This window comes from [Pantoea] beijingensis (assembly GCF_022647505.1).
Taxonomy (GTDB): Bacteria; Pseudomonadota; Gammaproteobacteria; order Enterobacterales; family Enterobacteriaceae; genus Erwinia; species Erwinia beijingensis.
This window is the reverse complement of sequence record NZ_CP071409.1, coordinates 4,072,570-4,091,166: the sequence shown is the minus strand read 5'-3', so window position 1 is coordinate 4,091,166 and position 18,597 is coordinate 4,072,570. Positions and strand designations below refer to the sequence as shown.

At 49.2% G+C, this 18,597-nt stretch carries 17 protein-coding genes; all 17 read right to left on the bottom strand.

Features of this window, described 5'->3' with window-relative positions; translation table 11 throughout:
• Nucleotides 1-39: 39 nt before the first annotated feature.
• The 17 genes from pstS to asnC all read right to left on the bottom strand — a co-directional run bounded on the left by pstS (nt 40) and on the right by asnC (nt 18,562).
• Nucleotides 40-1,080, bottom strand: coding sequence for a phosphate ABC transporter substrate-binding protein PstS (pstS, locus tag J1C60_RS18515; RefSeq protein ID WP_128175265.1), 1,041 nt, complete (start codon nt 1,078-1,080; stop codon nt 40-42).
• A gap of 237 nt (nt 1,081-1,317) precedes the next feature.
• Nucleotides 1,318-2,628: a shikimate transporter gene (gene shiA / locus J1C60_RS18510; protein ID WP_128175267.1), complete on the bottom strand. Its 1,311-nt coding sequence runs from the start codon at nt 2,626-2,628 to the stop codon at nt 1,318-1,320.
• A 327-nt stretch (nt 2,629-2,955) separates the two neighbouring features.
• Nucleotides 2,956-4,785: a glutamine--fructose-6-phosphate transaminase (isomerizing) gene (gene glmS / locus J1C60_RS18505; RefSeq protein ID WP_128175269.1), complete on the bottom strand. Its 1,830-nt coding sequence runs from the start codon at nt 4,783-4,785 to the stop codon at nt 2,956-2,958.
• Between the two features lie 155 nt (nt 4,786-4,940).
• The gene (glmU, locus tag J1C60_RS18500; RefSeq protein WP_128175270.1) at nt 4,941-6,311 is read right to left on the bottom strand and encodes a bifunctional UDP-N-acetylglucosamine diphosphorylase/glucosamine-1-phosphate N-acetyltransferase GlmU; all 1,371 of its coding nucleotides are present in this window, start codon (nt 6,309-6,311) and stop codon (nt 4,941-4,943) included.
• Nucleotides 6,312-6,450: 139 nt separating this feature from the next.
• The gene (locus J1C60_RS18495; RefSeq protein ID WP_128175272.1) at nt 6,451-6,870 is read right to left on the bottom strand and encodes a F0F1 ATP synthase subunit epsilon; all 420 of its coding nucleotides are present in this window, start codon (nt 6,868-6,870) and stop codon (nt 6,451-6,453) included.
• 142 nt (nt 6,871-7,012) lie between these two features.
• Nucleotides 7,013-8,395 (bottom strand): F0F1 ATP synthase subunit beta, encoded by a 1,383-nt coding sequence (gene atpD, locus J1C60_RS18490; protein ID WP_128175274.1) that lies wholly within the window; start codon nt 8,393-8,395, stop codon nt 7,013-7,015.
• 64 nt (nt 8,396-8,459) lie between these two features.
• Nucleotides 8,460-9,326 (bottom strand): F0F1 ATP synthase subunit gamma, encoded by an 867-nt coding sequence (gene atpG, locus J1C60_RS18485; RefSeq protein ID WP_128175276.1) that lies wholly within the window; start codon nt 9,324-9,326, stop codon nt 8,460-8,462.
• A gap of 52 nt (nt 9,327-9,378) precedes the next feature.
• On the bottom strand, nt 9,379-10,920 hold the full coding sequence (gene atpA, locus J1C60_RS18480; RefSeq protein ID WP_128175278.1) for a F0F1 ATP synthase subunit alpha: 1,542 nt from the start codon (nt 10,918-10,920) through the stop codon (nt 9,379-9,381).
• 14 nt (nt 10,921-10,934) lie between these two features.
• A complete protein-coding gene (atpH, locus tag J1C60_RS18475) occupies nt 10,935-11,468 on the bottom strand; it encodes a F0F1 ATP synthase subunit delta (RefSeq protein WP_128175280.1) in 534 nt (177 codons plus the stop codon).
• Nucleotides 11,469-11,482: 14 nt separating this feature from the next.
• Complete coding sequence (atpF, locus tag J1C60_RS18470) at nt 11,483-11,953, bottom strand: F0F1 ATP synthase subunit B (RefSeq protein WP_128175282.1); 471 nt, start codon at nt 11,951-11,953, stop codon at nt 11,483-11,485.
• A 107-nt stretch (nt 11,954-12,060) separates the two neighbouring features.
• The gene (gene atpE, locus J1C60_RS18465; RefSeq protein WP_003849523.1) at nt 12,061-12,300 is read right to left on the bottom strand and encodes a F0F1 ATP synthase subunit C; all 240 of its coding nucleotides are present in this window, start codon (nt 12,298-12,300) and stop codon (nt 12,061-12,063) included.
• A 174-nt stretch (nt 12,301-12,474) separates the two neighbouring features.
• Nucleotides 12,475-13,293, bottom strand: a complete 819-nt coding sequence (gene atpB / locus J1C60_RS18460; RefSeq protein ID WP_128175284.1) for a F0F1 ATP synthase subunit A — start codon at nt 13,291-13,293, stop codon at nt 12,475-12,477.
• 8 nt (nt 13,294-13,301) lie between these two features.
• Nucleotides 13,302-13,682, bottom strand: a complete 381-nt coding sequence (gene atpI / locus J1C60_RS18455; RefSeq protein WP_128175286.1) for a F0F1 ATP synthase subunit I — start codon at nt 13,680-13,682, stop codon at nt 13,302-13,304.
• Between the two features lie 707 nt (nt 13,683-14,389).
• The gene (gene rsmG / locus J1C60_RS18450; protein ID WP_182611423.1) at nt 14,390-15,013 is read right to left on the bottom strand and encodes a 16S rRNA (guanine(527)-N(7))-methyltransferase RsmG; all 624 of its coding nucleotides are present in this window, start codon (nt 15,011-15,013) and stop codon (nt 14,390-14,392) included.
• A gap of 52 nt (nt 15,014-15,065) precedes the next feature.
• The gene (gene mnmG / locus J1C60_RS18445) at nt 15,066-16,955 is read right to left on the bottom strand and encodes a tRNA uridine-5-carboxymethylaminomethyl(34) synthesis enzyme MnmG (RefSeq protein WP_128175288.1); all 1,890 of its coding nucleotides are present in this window, start codon (nt 16,953-16,955) and stop codon (nt 15,066-15,068) included.
• Between the two features lie 460 nt (nt 16,956-17,415).
• Nucleotides 17,416-17,856, bottom strand: coding sequence for an FMN-binding protein MioC (gene mioC / locus J1C60_RS18440; RefSeq protein WP_128175290.1), 441 nt, complete (start codon nt 17,854-17,856; stop codon nt 17,416-17,418).
• 244 nt (nt 17,857-18,100) lie between these two features.
• Nucleotides 18,101-18,562, bottom strand: coding sequence for a transcriptional regulator AsnC (gene asnC, locus J1C60_RS18435; RefSeq protein WP_128175292.1), 462 nt, complete (start codon nt 18,560-18,562; stop codon nt 18,101-18,103).
• Between the last annotated feature and the right edge of the window lie 35 nt (nt 18,563-18,597).

Here is an 18,597-nt window from a genome sequence, read left to right as displayed (position 1 = left end):
GTAACGGGCCGGACAGCAATATCCGGCCCCTACAACAAATTAGTACAGCGCTTTACCTGAACTATCTTTAACGTTGGTTTTCCATGCGGTACGAATTTGCTCAACTACCGCAGCAGGTAATGAAGAGTAATCGAGATCGGTAGTGATCTTGCCACCGTTATTATAGGCCCAGTCAAAGAACTTCAGGACGGCTGCGCCTTTTTCTGCATTAGCCTGCTCTTTCTGAACCAGGATAAAGGTGGTTGAGGTGATTGGCCATGCGTTATCACCTTTCTGATACGTCAGATCCTGGGCGAAAGACTCACTCCAGTTAGCGCCTTTAGCGGCATCACTAAAGCTCTGCTCGTTCGGCTCAATTGCCTGACCATTGGCATCGACCAGTTTAGTGTATGCCAGGCTGTTCTGTTTTGCGTAAGCGTATTCAACATAGCCGATAGAACCCGGTAAACGTTGAACAAAGGCTGCAACGCCATCGTTGCCTTTACCACCCAAACCGGTTGGCCAGTTAACGGTGTTGCCTTTACCAATTTTGCTGCTCCACTCGTTGTTTACTTTCGCCAGATAGCTGGTAAACACGAAAGAAGTACCGGAACCATCAGCACGACGAACCACGTTAATATTGCTGTCTGGCAGCTTAACGCCTGGGTTCAGTTTAGTAATTGCGGCATCGTTCCACTTTTTGATTTTACCCAGGTAGATATCACCCACGGTTTGACCATCCAGCGTCAGTTCACCAGATTTTACACCCGGGATGTTCACCGCCATAACCACACCGCCAATAACGGTTGGGAACTGGAACAGGCCATTTTTTTGCAGGTCTGCATCTGCCAGCGGAGCATCAGAAGCACCAAAATCGACGGTTTTAGCAATAATCTGCTTTACACCACCGGATGAACCAATTCCCTGGTAGTTTACCTGGCTGCCCGTTGCGGTATTGTATTCAGCGGCCCATTTGTTATAAACCGGAGCGGGAAATGTACCACCTGCGCCAGTAAGATTAGTGGCGGCAAACGCGGAAACGGCGCTTAAAGAAAGGGCTACAGCCACGAATTGAGCCAGAGATTTGTGCATCTGTGTCATGTTCCCTCCACGGGATAATAAAGTCAGGCTTCACGCCATTTTAGTAAGTTTATTCATTGCTGCTGAGGGGGAAAATAGGACAGTTTAGTGACAGTAAAATGTACTAAAAATGACATTTTTATGACAACAAACTGCTTAACGGTTCGCCAGTCACTGAGCGCTGAGAGTAAAAGCATATGCCACTACCGCTCTGCATTATAGGGCGATCGCAATACGCTACCGCCCCTGGGAAGGAAACTAGCCATTTACAGGTTGAGCGGGTTTGACCAGCAAAGCAGAGAGCGCCGATATCAGACAACCTGCCATGAGATATACAGCGACGCTGTGCCAGCTGCCATCAGAAAAGACCACCAGCATAGCGGCGATAAATGGCGTAAATCCGCCCCCAACCACGCTGGCGACCTGATACCCGACGCCCGCACCACTGTACCGATAACGCGCACCGAACAGCTCGGTAAACATCGGTTGCTGTACGCAAACCACCATATCGTGGGCAATATTCGCCAACATTACTGAGAAAAAGATGATCCACAATGTGGAATGCGATTCCATTGCCAGAAAGAATGGAAAGGCACTAATGGCCCCAATCAATGCGCCAGTAATATAAACGCGCCGCCGCCCAAACTTATCCGCAAGAAATGCAAAAAAAGGAATTGTCAGGCAACTAACCGCACCAACCACTAAACCTATATTCAGGAATAGCTCACGCGGTAGCGCCAGCGCGCTGGTGGAATAATTCAAGGCGAAAGTAGTGACGATATACATCGTCAGTAATTCACATAGTCGTAGCGCGATAATCAGTAAAAATGCACCTGGGTGGCGGCGCAAAGCCTCAACCACTGGCAACGTATGCTTTTCTTCCGGTTTTTTTTGCTGTCGTATAAAGTCGGGGGATTCATCTATGCCTGCGCGAATACGCCAGGCTATCGCGACCAGAACCAGGCTAAATAAAAAGGGAAGCCGCCAGCCCCAGCTTAAAAAATCACTATCGCGGGTAAAATGACTAATCAGTGATACCAGGCCCGTTGCCAGAAGCAGCCCAACGCCATAACCCACCTGCACCCCACTGCTATAGAACGCTTTTTTCCCCTCTGGGGCATTTTCAACTGCCAGCAACGCTGCGCCACCCCATTCACCTCCAACGGCAAATCCCTGGATAGCCCGCAAAACAACCAGCAGTATCGGTGCCCACCAACCAATCGTGTCATAAGAGGGTAATAAGCCGATACAGGCAGTGGAAAGCCCCATCATCCAGACTGTTAGCATTAGCATCCGCTTACGTCCCAGCAGATCGCCATAATGACCAAAAATAATACCGCCTAAAGGGCGAAACAAAAAACCAACACCAAAGGTCGCAAATGCCACAAGCGTTCCCATTGTTGGGCTTACCTGTGGGAAAAAAGCATGGTTGAACACCAGCGCAGCAGTAATGCCATACAGTAAAAAATCATACCAGTCGACGACGGCCCCGGCAAAACTCCCCCATGCAGCACGGTGTGCCAGTTTATGGGTGGACGAAGAAGGGTGATGAATGATGCTGTTGTCCATAATTATCCTGATTGTTCGGATCGATTTTTCTTTTTATTCGGAACGGAGCGGTTATCTCAACCGGACAGGCCGTTGCAGTGAAAGATGAGACTACTGCGTGTTATGGAAAAATGGAATGACTTTACCGGGCAAGCGGCTCTCACTTACGTCAGAATTTGAGAAAGGTCGACATATCCGGCGCGGACAGAGTACAAAGGATTTAACGAGGGTTATTAAGCCACAGCGCTGACAGCAATTAATAATACAAAAAATCCGGCAGAGCCCGTTGAAAGGATACCGGATAGTATGTTTCGATCTCGCCAGGTGTGCTACCTGTTAATCAGCGAATTACTCTACCGTGACCGATTTAGCCAGGTTTCGCGGCTGATCAACGTCCGTGCCTTTAATCAGCGCAACGTGGTAAGAAAGCAACTGCAGCGGCACCGTGTAGAAAATAGGCGCGATCACCTCTTCAACGTGCGGCAGTGGGATAATGCGCATGCCTTCGCTGTCGCTGAATCCAGCATCGCGATCGGCAAACACATACAGTAAACCACCACGTGCACGTACTTCTTCAATGTTGGATTTCAGCTTTTCCAGCAGCTCATTGTTCGGTGCAACGACAATGACCGGCATATCCGCATCAATCAATGCCAGTGGACCATGTTTCAGTTCACCTGCCGCATAAGCTTCCGCATGAATATAAGAGATCTCTTTAAGCTTCAGCGCACCTTCCATCGCAATCGGATACTGATCGCCACGGCCAAGGAATAACGCATGGTGCTTGTCAGAAAAATCTTCCGCCAGCTCTTCAATCAGCTTATCCTGGGACAACATCTGTTCAATACGACTTGGTAACGCCTGTAAAGCATGGACTATGTCATGTTCTACCTGCGCTTCCATGCCTTTCAGGCGGCCTATCTTCGCCACCAGCATGAGCAGAACAGTCAACTGTGTGGTAAATGCCTTAGTCGAAGCGACACCGATTTCGGTACCGGCTTTGGTCATCAGAGCCAGATCGGACTCGCGTACCAACGATGAACCCGCCACGTTACATATGGCCAGTGAACCAAGATATCCCAGTTCCTTTGATAAGCGCAGAGCCGCAAGGGTATCAGCCGTTTCACCGGATTGTGACAAAGTAATCAACAAGCTATTTTTACGGACCGCCGATTTGCGGTAACGAAATTCAGAGGCAATTTCTACATCACAGGGAACATTCGCCAATGACTCAAACCAGTAGCGTGAAACCATCCCTGAGTTATAGGAGGTCCCACAGGCGACGATCTGAATGTGTTCAACCTGTGACAACAGCACATTCGCCTGCTGCCCCAACTCAGAGAGATCGACTTCACCGTGGTTAAAGCGACCACTCAGCGTGTTTTTGAGTGCCGTAGGTTGTTCGTAAATCTCTTTTTGCATGTAATGGCGGTATACGCCCTTATCACCGGCATCATACTGCGCGTTTGATTCAATCTCGGCACGTGTCACTTGATTGCCATCGCGATCGACAATATTCACTTCGCGACGAGTTATTTCAGCAATATCCCCCTCTTCAAGGTAGATAAAACGACGCGTGACCGGCAATAATGCCAATTGATCTGAAGCGATAAAGTTTTCACCCACGCCACGTCCAATCACCAATGGACTTCCGGAGCGTGCGGCGACCAACACGGAGGGATCGCGGCTATCCATGATGACCATGCCATATGCGCCGCGCAGCTGTGGGATAACGCGCAACACAACTTCACGCAGGCTACCGCCTTGCTGCTGCTCCCAGTGGACCAAATGCGCCACCACTTCGGTATCCGTTTCAGAAGCAAAAACGTAGCCGCGCTCAACCAGCAGCGCCCGCAACGGTTCATGGTTCTCAATAATACCGTTGTGAACCACAATGATATGTTGAGAAATATGCGGATGCGCATTCGCTTCGGAAGGTTCACCGTGGGTTGCCCAGCGAGTGTGTGCAATGCCCGCACCGCCTTCAACAACCGTTTCTTCTACCGCTTCAGCCAGCCTCTGTACTTTTCCTAACCGGCGCAGGCGCGTGACATGCCCCTGCCGATCGACGACGGCCAATCCCGCAGAATCATATCCGCGATACTCAAGACGGCGCAGGCCTTCCAACAGGATTTCTGCGATATCACGCTGCGCAACAGCGCCAACAATTCCACACATAGATATTTTTCCTGACTCATGGCGTTTCAGCGCCATTTATGTTGTCTTATGACCTGATTATGCCGGTATTTACCGGTTCCCCGAGCCTTGTAGATAAGGGGGGTATTATTATTTGCAGTTCAGGGCAAGCCGCGCTCACCCTGCAAAAAATGGGTTTATTTCTTTTTAGCCGGGCGATGCCAACCGGCTTTATGATTCTGTTCTTTACGGTTATAAACTAAATCATCAGCAAGGATATCTTTCATCACCGTGGTACCCGCAGCGATAGTGGCACCGCTGGCTACGGTGACTGGCGCAACCAGCTGAGTATCTGAACCCACAAAGACATTGTCGCCAATAATGGTTTTAAATTTGTTTGCGCCGTCGTAGTTGCAGGTAATCGTCCCCGCCCCAATGTTGACGCCCGCGCCAATTTCCGCATCACCCAGATAGCTGAGATGTCCAGCTTTAGAACCTTTACCCAGTCGCGCTTTTTTCATCTCGACAAAGTTACCGACATGCGCGCCTTCTGCCAGTTCACTGCCGGGACGTAAGCGGGCAAAGGGTCCGATGGTACAGCTCACGCCCAATTCAGCATCCTCGACGACGCTGTAAGGGCTGATTTCGCAATCGTCGCCAATCACACTGTTTTTGATCACACAGCCGGTACCGATTTTTACACGATCGCCTAGCGTAACCTGACCTTCAATGATCACATTGGTATCAATCACCACGTCACGGCCATGCTTAAGCTGACCGCGCAGGTCGAATCGCGCCGGGTCCTGTAACATCACGCCAGCCAACAGCAATTTTTCAGCTTGTTCGTGCTGATATACCCTCTCAAGCGTGGAAAGTTGCAGACGGTTGTTTACGCCTTCAGTTTCACTGATTCGTGCCGGGTGCACAGCTTCAATGCTGCGGCCTTCCTGGTGAGCAAGAGCTATGATATCGGTAATATAATATTCACCTTGCGCATTGTTATTACTGAGTTTGCTCAGCCAACGCTTCAGATCGGCGCCATTGGCGATCAGAATACCGGTATTAATTTCATTAATCGCCAGTTGCTCCGGGCTGGCATCTTTTTGCTCAATGATGCCAACAATGTTGCCCTGCTGACGCACGATACGCCCGTAACCGGTCGGGTTATCGAGTTTGACGGTAAGCAACCCAATGCCGCCTGCAGGCTTTGACACCCTCAAACGTTCAAGGGTTTCTAACGAGATCAATGGCACATCACCGTACAACATTAAAATATCTTCTTCGTCGGCAAAGTGAGGTGCTGCCTGCTGCATTGCGTGCCCGGTTCCCAACTGTTCAGCCTGAAGTACCCAAGTCAGCGAGTCATCATTCAGTGTGGATTTAAGCAGATCGCCACCATGCCCATATACCAGGTTCACTTTACGCGCACCAAGATGATTTGCTGCATCAATAACGTGCTGCACCATAGGTTTCCCTGCCAGCTGATGCAAAACTTTGGGGAGATCGGAATACATACGGGTACCCTTGCCAGCAGCAAGTATGACCACGCTCATCGCACTGTTTGACATAAACATCCTGACCATTTTCTGATTGACGAAAGTAAAGCGGTTTCACGTTGAGATTACTACATTTTTCTCGATACAAAATTAGCAGACAAAAAAAATGCCGATCGGATTACCGATCGGCATTTCTGGACATAAAGCCTGGTTACATCGCTTTTTTGGTCAACTCAATAACGCGCAACTTCGCGATTGCCTTGGCCAGTTCTGCTGATGCCTGAGCGTAATCGACGTCGCCGTGAGAGCTGTTCATATGCTCTTCCGCTTTGCGTTTCGCTTCAAGCGCACGCGCTTCGTCGAGATCGGTACCACGAATCGCCGTATCAGCCAGCACGGTGGTTGTGCTCGGCTGAACTTCCAGCACACCGCCGGAAAGATAGATAAACTCTTCTTCACCGTGCTGTTTAACGATACGAATCATACCAGGCCTGATGGCAGTCAGCAGCGGGGCGTGCCCTGGAAAAATACCCAGTTCACCTTCGCTACCTGACACCTGGATTTTTTGCACCAGGCCAGAGAACATTTGTTGCTCTGCACTGACGACATCCAGATGATAAGTCATAGCCATATCTAACCTCCAGGGAAACTATCCCCACTCTGTTCGTACGTGCGTTAATGGCTTTTGTTCAGCCGAATTGCTGACCTGAGTAAGCAATTCGGGATCCACATATTTATCGCCTTCCCGCCATCCGAACGATTCAGGGAAATAATTACAGTTTCTTCGCTTTTTCCACGGCTTCTTCAATGGCGCCAACCATGTAGAAAGCCTGTTCTGGCAGATGGTCGAACTCACCTTCCATAATGCCTTTAAAGCCACGGATGGTATCTTTCAGCGACACATATTTACCAGGAGAACCTGTGAAAACCTCTGCCACAAAGAACGGCTGAGACAGGAAGCGCTGCATCTTACGAGAGCGGGAAACCACCAGCTTATCTTCTTCAGACAGTTCGTCCATACCAAGAATAGCGATGATATCTTTCAGTTCCTGATAGCGTTGCAGCAAAGACTGCACACCACGCGCAGTATCATAGTGCTCCTGGCCCACAACCAGTGGATCCAGCTGACGGCTGGTGGAATCCAGCGGATCAACGGCCGGGTAAATACCCAGAGAAGCAATCTGACGGCTTAACGTAACCGTGGAATCAAGGTGTGCAAAGGTCGTTGCTGGAGACGGGTCAGTCAAGTCATCCGCAGGGACATAAACAGCCTGTACGGAGGTAATTGAACCGGTCTTCGTGGAGGTGATACGCTCCTGAAGAACACCCATCTCTTCCGCCAGCGTCGGTTGATAGCCTACTGCAGAAGGCATACGCCCCAGCAGAGCTGATACTTCAGTACCGGCCAGGGTATAACGATAGATGTTATCGATAAACAGCAGAACGTCACGACCTTCGTCACGGAATTTTTCCGCGATAGTCAGCCCCGTTAGCGCAACGCGCAGACGGTTTCCTGGTGGCTCGTTCATCTGGCCATAAACCAGAGCAACTTTATCAAGAACGTTGGAATCGGTCATTTCGTGATAGAAGTCGTTACCTTCACGAGTACGCTCGCCCACGCCCGCAAACACTGAGAAGCCTGAGTGCTCAGCCGCAATGTTACGGATCAGTTCCATCATGTTTACGGTTTTACCTACACCCGCACCACCGAACAGACCGACTTTACCACCCTTAGCAAATGGACAGATCAGGTCGATAACTTTGATGCCGGTTTCCAGCAGTTCCAGTGAGGAAGACTGGTCTTCATAAGACGGTGCCGCACGGTGAATAGCCCAACGCTCTTCTTCACCGATGTCACCTTTCATATCGATCGGCTCACCCAGCACGTTCATAATACGGCCCAGTGTTGCCGTTCCTACTGGTACTTCAATTGGGTGCTTGAGATCGGTCGTTTCCAGACCGCGCTTAAGGCCGTCTGAAGAACCCATAGCGATAGTACGTACTACGCCACCACCCAACTGCTGCTGTACTTCCAGCACCAGACGAGCATCACCATTTTTAACCTCAAGGGCGCTGTACACTTGTGGTACTGCGTCCTGAGGGAACTCGACGTCCACCACGGCGCCGATTACCTGGACAATCTTTCCAGTAGCCATCTTGAATCCTCTACCTAATTCGTTTATACCCCGCACGCTTTACGCACAAGCAGGGTATACCTGGTTAAACCGCGGAGGCCCCCGAGACGATCTCGGTAAGTTCCTGGGTGATGCTGGCCTGACGAGCTTTGTTGTATACCAACTGCAGCTCTTTGATCAGGTTACCGCCGTTATCGGTTGCAGCTTTCATCGCCACCATACGCGCGGCCTGCTCGCTGGCCAGGTTTTCAACAACACCCTGGTAAACCTGTGACTCTACATAGCGGCGCAGTAAAGTATCCAGCAACCCTTTCGGATCCGGCTCATACAGGTAATCCCAGGTCTTCTTCTTCAGATCTTCCTCACCCTCTGCTGGCGGTAACGGCAGCAGCTGTGTGATCTGAGGAGATTGAGACATGGTGTTGATAAATTTATTGCTAACGATGTAGAGCTTGTCGAGACGGCCTTCATCGTAAGCCTGTAGCATAACTTTTACGGGGCCAATCAAGTCAGACAGGGAAGGTTTATCTCCCATGCCGGTAACCTGAGCAACCACCTTACCGCCTACAGAATTAAAGAAAGACACGCCCTTGGAACCAATAATGGCCAGATCGCTCTCGACGCCTTTATCAGACCAGCTTTTCATATCAGCCAGTAATTTTTTGAACAGGTTAATGTTCAAACCACCACAAAGCCCGCGGTCGGTAGAAACGACCAGATAGCCGACGCGCTTCACGTCACGCTCTTCCAGGTAAGGGTGCTTGTATTCCAGATTACCTAACGCAATGTGACCAATCACGTTGCGCATGGTTTCTGCATAAGGACGGCTGGCCGCCATGCGTTCCTGCGATTTACGCATTTTGGAGGCGGCGACCATTTCCATCGCTTTGGTGATCTTTTGCGTGTTCTGGACGCTTCCGATCTTACTACGTATCTCTTTTGCGCCGGCCATAAGCTTCTCCTCAAAGCCTTGCGGCTTGCCCTTTCAGACAAGCCGCCAGACGTTACCAGGACTGGGTTGCTTTGAACGTATCAAGAAGGCCTTTCAGCTTCTCTTCGATATCGTTGTTATAGTTACCAGACTGGTTGATTTCAGCCATCAGTTCGACGTGTTCGCGATCGGCATAAGCCAGCAACGCGGCTTCGAAGCTACCGATTTTCGCCAGTTCAACGTCATTCAGATAGCCGCGTTCAGCAGCAAACAGCACCAGGCCCTGCTGCGCAACGGACATCGGCGCATACTGTTTCTGTTTCAGCAGCTCGGTCACTTTCTGACCATGGCTCAACTGCTTACGCGTTGCTTCATCCAGATCAGAAGCGAACTGCGAGAACGCAGCCAGTTCACGATACTGTGCCAGCGCGGTACGAATACCACCGGACAGTTTCTTGATGATCTTGGTCTGAGCAGCACCACCAACACGGGATACAGAGATACCCGGGTTAACTGCCGGACGAATACCGGAGTTAAACAGGTTGGTTTCCAGGAAGATCTGACCATCGGTAATTGAGATTACGTTAGTCGGAACGAACGCAGAAACGTCACCCGCCTGAGTTTCAATGATTGGCAGCGCGGTCAGTGAACCGGTTTTGCCTTTCACTTCACCTTTAGTAAACGCTTCAACATACTCAGCGTTAACGCGAGATGCACGCTCCAACAGACGAGAGTGGAGGTAGAACACATCGCCAGGGAAAGCTTCACGTCCTGGTGGACGGCGCAGCAGCAGAGAAACCTGACGGTAAGCAACAGCCTGCTTAGACAGGTCATCGTACACGATCAGCGCATCTTCACCGCGGTCACGGAAATATTCACCCATCGCACAACCAGCATACGGTGCCAGGTATTGCAGAGCAGCCGATTCAGACGCAGTCGCAACCACAACAATCGTGTTTGCCAATGCGTTGTGCTCTTCCAGCTTACGAACCACGTTAGAAATGGTGGACGCCTTCTGGCCGATAGCCACGTACACACATTTAATACCGGAGTCGCGCTGATTGATGATGGCGTCGATAGCCATCGCGGTTTTACCGGTCTGACGGTCACCGATGATCAGCTCACGCTGGCCACGGCCGATTGGAATCATGGCGTCGACAGATTTATAACCCGTTTGCACTGGCTCATCGACAGACTGCCTGTCGATAACGCCTGGTGCGATAACTTCGATAGGAGAGAAACCATCGTTTTCAATGGCACCTTTACCATCGATTGGCGCGCCGAGGGTATTGACGACGCGGCCCAGCAGACCACGGCCAACCGGCACTTCCAGAATACGTCCCGTACACTTGACCTTCATGCCTTCAGCCAGGTCAGCGTAAGGACCCATCACTACTGCACCCACAGAGTCACGCTCCAGGTTCAGTGCGATAGCGTAACGGTTACCCGGCAGGGCAATCATCTCACCCTGCATACAATCGGCCAGGCCGTGGATGCGGATGATACCGTCACTTACAGAAACAATAGTACCTTCGTTGTGAGATTCACTCACGACATTGAACTGAGCAATGCGCTGCTTGATCAGTTCGCTGATTTCGGTGGAATTCAGTTGCATATGCTCCAGTCCCCTTAAGACTGCAAGACGTCTGCAAGACGCTCAAGACGACCGCGTACGCTGCCATCAATGACCATATCACCCGCCCGGATGATTACGCCTGCCATTACAGACTTATCGATTTTGCAATTCAGCTTAACTTTGCGTGACAGACGTTTTTCCATCGCGGTGCTGATTTTCGTCAGCTGTTCGTCACTCAGAGTACTGGCAGAGATAACATCAACTTCAGCGGTCGCTTCATAAGCTTCGCGCAGTTGAACATACTGAACCAATACATCAGGAAGCGCGTGCAAACGTCCGTTTTCTGCCATTACCTTAATCAGGTTCTGGCCTGCTTCGTCGAGTTGATCACCACAGATTGCAATGAAAGTAGCAGACACGGATTCCGGCGCCAGTGCGCCGGAAAGGAGGTCTGCCATCTGCTCATTGCTTGCCACTTCAGCGGCAAACGCCAGCATCTGCTGCCAGCGATCGACACTTTGATGCTCAACAGCAAAGTCAAAAGCTGCTTTGGCGTAGGGGCGAGCTACAGTTACAAATTCAGACATCAGCCCCTCCCTCCTTACAGTTCAGCGACCAGTTTATCTACGATGTCGCTGTTAGCAGCTTCATCCACGGAACGTTCAATGATTTTCTCGGCGCCGGCCACAGCCAGCATCGCGACTTGCTTGCGCAACTCTTCACGTGCACGTTTACGCTCAGCATCAATTTCAGCCTGCGCTTGCGTAACGATCTTGTTGCGTTCCTGCTCAGCTTCAGTTTTCGCTTCATCCAGGATCTGAGAACGGCGCTTGTTAGCCTGTTCAATGATTACCTGAGCTTCATCTTTCGCTTTCTTAAGCTGGTCGGTCACATTAGCCTGCGCGAGATCCAAATCTTTTTTTGCACGTTCTGCAGAAGCAAGGCCTTCAGCGACTTCTTTCTGGCGCTTTTCGATGGCAGCCATAATCGGCGGCCATACGTACTTCATGCAGAACAGGACAAACAGGACGAACGCGATGGCCTGGCCGAGGATTGTTGCGTTAAGGTTCACAGCACAATGCCTCTTGTTAAGTTAACTTTATCTGCCGTTATCATGGATAACCTGCAGAATCCGTTCATCGCCCAACGTTTCACGTGTTGCAGATGAACAATAATTACTTACGCGACAGCAAACATCACGTACAGACCCAGACCAACGGCGATCATTGGGATTGCATCCACCAGACCCATTACAACAAAGAACTGCGTACGCAGCAGAGGAATCAGATCCGGTTGACGCGCAGCGCCTTCCAGGAATTTACCTCCGAGGATGCCGATACCGATCGCAGCACCGATTGCCGCCAGGCCCATCATCACAGCGGCAGCCATGTACAGCAGATCCATATTCAGGTTTTCCATGACAGTCTCCAGTTTGTTTCAGTTAAAACGAATTATTCCCTTCATCCTTCAAGTTGCGACCGTGTTGGTTGCCGTTACTCACTCCAGTCACATACCGATGTATGCTCCCGGAGATTCGTTCAGTTACCGCCATGCCGCAACGTGAAATCTATTGGGATATTGTTGAGAAAAAAATCAATGTTCTTCAGATGCCATCGACAGATAGACAATCGTTAAGACCATGAAAATGAAAGCCTGTAGCGAAATGATCAGGATGTGGAAAATGGCCCATGGCACATTCAGAACCCACTGTGACCACCACGGCAACAGACCGGCAATCAGGATAAAAATCAATTCACCCGCATACATGTTACCGAACAGTCGCAAACCCAGAGATACCGGTTTGGACAGCAGGCTCACACCTTCAAGAATTAGGTTGATAGGAATGAAAATCGGGTGATTAAAGGGTTGCAGCGTCAGCTCTTTAGTAAAGCCGCCGATGCCTTTCATCTTGATACTGTAAAACAGAATCAAAATAAAGACGCCAAGTGCCATAGAGAGCGTGACGTTAACGTCCGCAGAAGGCACAACACGCAACGCTGGCAGGCCAAACCACTTCTCACCGATATACGGCAACAGGTCAATTGGCAGCAGATCCATGAAATTCATCAGGAACACCCAGACAAAAATTGTCAGGGCCAGCGGGGCGATAAGTTTGCTTTTACCGTGGTACATGTCGCGAACATTGTTGTCGACAAAGCCAACCACCAGCTCAATAGCAGCCTGCAGTTTTCCCGGCACGCCGCTGGTCACGTTTTTAGCGACTTTGCGGAACAGCACCAGGAACACCAAGCCCAGCAACACGGAGAAAAACATGGAATCGATATTTAATACCCAGAACGTCGCAGGTGCGTCGTGCGGGTTCACTAACTCGAAAGTACGCAGGTCCAACTGAAGGTTATTCAGATGGTGACCTATGTAATCTTGCGGAGTAGAGATTTCTCCTGCAGCCATGATGCCTCTTACCCTTTGTTGTTAATTACAGCCGGTGCCAGTATTTGCACAACCAGCACCGATAACCAGGTCAATCCAAGCGGCATAAACACCGCATTGAACACTCCCAGCGCCACGATGAGAAAAATGATAGTGGCAAACACCTTCAAGACTTCGCCCAGCGCGAAGCTCCAGGCGACACGGCCTTTAGCCGGTGTTTGCGCCCCCAGGCGCCAGGCTAAAATCATAAACAGCACGTTTGGCAGCCAGGCTGCCAAGCCACCAGCCATGGCAGAAGCAGCCCATGTGACGTCTTTAAGGGCAAACAGCAATCCGATTATGACAAATGTCACCAGCTGAACGAGCAGCACGGTTCGGGCAAATTTCACACTGTAAAGAGACACTGACATGATGCTGCAATTCTCCTGCCCCATTTGGGGTATGTCGCGTGTCGTATAAAACTGCCTTTACTCTTTTGAGTCAAGCAGCAAAAAACGAGCAAATTATACGGGGCGTACCTGCGATTTCAATCGATAAGTAGCGAAAAGGTGAACAATTATTTAAATTTCTTTCTGCGCTACTTTTTTTTAAAGTCACAAGAACAATAAACCGGAGAAAAATTTCTGTAATAAGCCTCTAATCTGGAAGGTAAAGCGTGCTTTAGATCACACAACAGCAATGAAAAGATGAAAAATCAGGCGCTTACTTTCCAGGCTTCGAATGCATATAAATAAAATAATTGTTACTTATCAAAATGATAAATAATTATCTTTTGAAAATGTCGGTTACTATCCCAAAAAAGCGCGTATTGACATCGTTAGCAAATTTTTATCATTCCGGATAACCGAGATTCCCGCCTTTTATAAGGACAATATATTTTCCTGCGTGATTATTTAGAGGCTTATTTATGCCTTAGCTGGTAATGAAGCTGATAATAAAATGTTAATAGCTCGTTAAATGAGAATGTGAATGTCTATTGTTTTCCCAGACTGATTTAACTTTAAAGAAACAGCACGCTGATTTTCTCATCTTAAAAAACTGCACGTTAAGCTAAATAACAGAGCGTAACAGATATAATCAGAATCCCTAATTTAACCCTGCCTTAGCAGAAATGACATCATATTGCTTTAATGATAACCAAATGCCGTTCCCCTTCCAGTTGTGGAACAGTGAGGCGAAGAATTTTATCCACACTATAATCTGCAGGAAGAGCGGCAATTTCTTCATCCGGCAATACCCCTTTAAGCGCATAGAACGCGCCATTTTTCGCCGGCAGATGATGGCACCAGCTCACCATATCGTTCAACGAAGCAAAGGCGCGGCTAATAACCCCGTCAAAGGGCGGTTCTGCTGAAAACGCTTCTACGCGGCTTTGCACAGGTTCGATATTTTCCAGTTTCAGTTCATGCTGAACCTGACGCAGGAAGCGGATGCGTTTGCCAAGGCTATCCAGCAGAGTGAAATGGGCATCCGGACGCACAATCGCTAACGGAATACCCGGCAATCCAGGCCCGGTACCTACATCAATAAAACGCTCACCTTGCAAATGTGGATTAACGACAATGCTGTCCAGTATATGACGCGTTAGCATCTGTTCCGGGTCGCGCACGGAAGTCAAATTGTAGGCTTTATTCCATTTGTTGAGCATCTCAACATAGCCAACCAGTTGCTGTTTTTGCTGATCGGACAGGGAAATATCGGCGGATGCCAGCAGGCGGGAAAGTGTGTTGATCAAAGTCATCTAAGCCCGTATGAAAGTGTTGTCGGGTCGGAAAACCGACCCGATAAAAGTATTATGCGCTCTTGCGCAGTAGTCCCTGTTTTTTCAGGTAGATTAACAAAATTGAGATCGCGGCAGGCGTAATGCCAGAGATACGCGATGCCTGGCCGATCGAATTAGGTTTATGATCGTTCAGCTTAGCAATAACTTCATTAGAAAGGCCCGTCACCTGATGGTAGTCCAGCGTGGCTGGTAGCAGAGTCTTTTCATTACGTAGTTGACGATCGATCTCTTCCTGCTGACGCGCAATATAACCTTCGTATTTAACCTGAATTTCTACTTGTTCAGCCGCTTGCGCATCATTTAACGCAGGCGAGAATTTACTTAGCGTCATCAACCGTTCATACGTCATTTCAGGTCGGCGCAGCAAATCTTCCCCGCTCGCCTCTTTAGTCAGGTTAGCGCTCAGTACCGCATTAATTTCATCGATGCCTTCAGTTTTTGGGTGTACCCAAATATCTCGCAGACGCTGGCGTTCTTGTTCAATCATTTCGAGTTTCTGATTGAAACGTGCCCAACGTGCATCATCAACCAATCCCAACTCACGCCCAGCTTCCGTCAGACGCAAGTCTGCATTGTCTTCACGCAGCATCAGGCGATATTCGGCACGAGAAGTAAACATGCGATACGGTTCTTTCGTCCCCAGCGTGCAAAGATCGTCCACCAGCACACCAAGATAAGCCTGAGAACGTGTAGGCGCCCAGCCTTCTTTATCCGCCGACAGACGTCCCGCATTCAGACCCGCGAGTAATCCCTGTGCTGCTGCTTCTTCATACCCGGTGGTACCATTAATCTGTCCGGCAAAAAACAGACCGTTGATATATTTACTTTCCAGCGTAGGTTTCAGATCTCGTGGATCGAAGAAATCATACTCAATGGCATAGCCTGGACGCACGATACGGGCATTTTCCAGTCCTTCCATCGAGCGAACGATCTGCATTTGTACATCAAATGGCAAGCTGGTTGAGATGCCGTTTGGATAAATTTCGTTGCTGGTTAACCCTTCCGGCTCAAGGAAAATTTGGTGTGCATTACGATCGGCAAAACGCATCACTTTATCTTCGATCGATGGACAATAACGAGGCCCGATACCTTCGATGATCCCGGCATACATTGGACTGCGGTCGAGATTGTTACGGATCACTTCATGCGTTTTTTCATTGGTATAGGTGATATAGCAAGGTACTTGCTGCGGATGTTGCGACCTGTTACCCATGAATGAGAATACTGGCATGGGATTATCGCCATGCTGCGGAGCTAATACGCTGAAGTTGATGCTGCGTGCGTCAATACGCGGTGGCGTACCGGTTTTTAGTCGACTTACACGCAGCGGTAATTCACGCAGCCGTCGTGCCAGTGGGATAGAAGGGGGATCGCCAGCACGGCCACCGCTGTAATTATCCAGCCCAATATGGATTTTGCCGTCAAGGAATGTTCCCACGGTTAATACCACGGCCCTGGCTCGGAATTTCAGCCCCATTTGGGTAACTGCACCTACAACACGATCGTTTTCCACAATAAGATCATCAACCGCCTGCTGGAAGATCATCAGGTTAGGCTGACTCTCCAGTGCTGTACGGACTGCCTGACGATAAAGTACGCGATCGGCCTGTGCACGCGTTGCCCTTACTGCAGGTCCTTTGCTGGCGTTTAGTATCCTAAACTGAATACCGGCATGGTCAATCGCCGTGGCCATTAGACCGCCTAGTGCATCCACTTCCTTAACCAGATGTCCTTTCCCAATACCACCGATTGCAGGATTACAGGACATTTGTCCCAGCGTATCAATGTTATGGGTTAATAACAGGGTATGTTGACCCATTCGGGCAGCAGCCATTGCGGCTTCTGTTCCCGCATGACCACCACCAATAACGATGACGTCAAAAGGATCTGGATAGAACATGGTACTGCACCTCGCGATTGGACTTGCAGAGGAGATTACCTCTGGGCCGTGGATTCTACTCAACTTTAGACGATGGTGAAAGTGTCGGGATCGTTAGGGTTTAAAAGAAAGATCTTTTTATTTAAGGATCTCTTTATTAGATCTCTTATTAGGATCGACGATCTCTGTGGATAAGGCTGTTTTGATCATAGCGATCAAGAAATTAGCTTCGATCGTTTCTTGTGAATGACCGGTGATCCTGATCCGTATAAGCTGGGATCTAAAGGGCTACTTATACACAGTCTCTTGCCAGCTATAAAGTTATTATTGGGATAACTACTGGTTATTGGGGCATCAGTACATGAGTTATCCACAATCATTCCAAGATAAAAAGCACAAAAAGAGTGAATAAAACCTCTGATGCCACAAAAAAACGTCTTTTATAAAGAAAAATGTCTCTCATATGAGAAGTCTGGTCAGGCTAAAGTAGGGGTATCCAGCTTCCCAGCCATACTTCTGCCGGATCTTCCGGGATCTCATGTTCGAGCACGTCAATTTCAAGACGTTCACCCAGTCGCATAGCGCCACGTTCATTAAGGAGCGTATCCATTTTATCAATCGCTCCACAAAACAGGTCGTACTCACGATTGCCAATACCGATTGCACCATAGCGAACGCCGGACAAATCTGGCTGCTGTTCTTCTATCTCATCAAACAATGTTTGCAGATTATCAGGCAGCTCACCCGCACCATGCGTGGAAGTCACTACCAGCCACAAGCCGTCTAATGACAATTCATTCAGTTCAGGACCGTGCAGAATCTCCGTTGAATGACCGGCTTCTTCCAGTTTTTCTGCCAAATGCTCAGCAACATATTCGGCACTGCCTAAGGTGCTACCCGTAATTAAGGTGATGTGAGTCATAATGGATCCCTGAGTCTAAAGGCAAGCATTGTACGCTGTGATCTTCCGGTGATCTACCTGTGGAAGAATAGGGTTTTTCTCCGGTATGACTGATTTTTTAGCTTCAATGGCTTTTGTGGGATTCAGTAGAAAGTTCGCACAACGCCGCTAATGGCCGCTACTTTAATCGAAATACGCAGCGGCTCTGAGCAGTGTAATGGCGGAAAGTGATGGCTGAATGGCTGTGGATAATATTATGCACCGATTATGGCTTAATGGAGCGCATGATCGGATTTTGCAGTGAGATTAACGTTTCAGTGGACTGAATTTCATCAATGGTCTGGATCTTGTTGATCAATACTTGCTGCAATGCATCGATTGAACGGCACATCACCTTGATAAATATGCTGTAGTGACCCGTGGTATACCAGGCTTCGACCACTTCATCCAACGCATCAAGTTTGGCTACCGCGGCGGGGTAATCCCGAGCGCTTTTCAGAATAATGCCGATAAAGCAGCAGACGTCATAACCCAGATGTTTAGGATCTATCTCCACCCGAGTTCCTTTGATGATCCCTGCTTGCTTCATTTTTTCTACGCGTACGTGAATGGTACCGGGGCTGACGTTAAAGACTTTTGCCAGCTCGGCATAGGCTGTACGCGCATTTTCCATTAGCGCATTAAGGATGCCGCGATCGAGATTATCTATTTGCAGATTATCTACCACTTTTTGCTCCGATGATGACGGCGTGGTTGTCCACG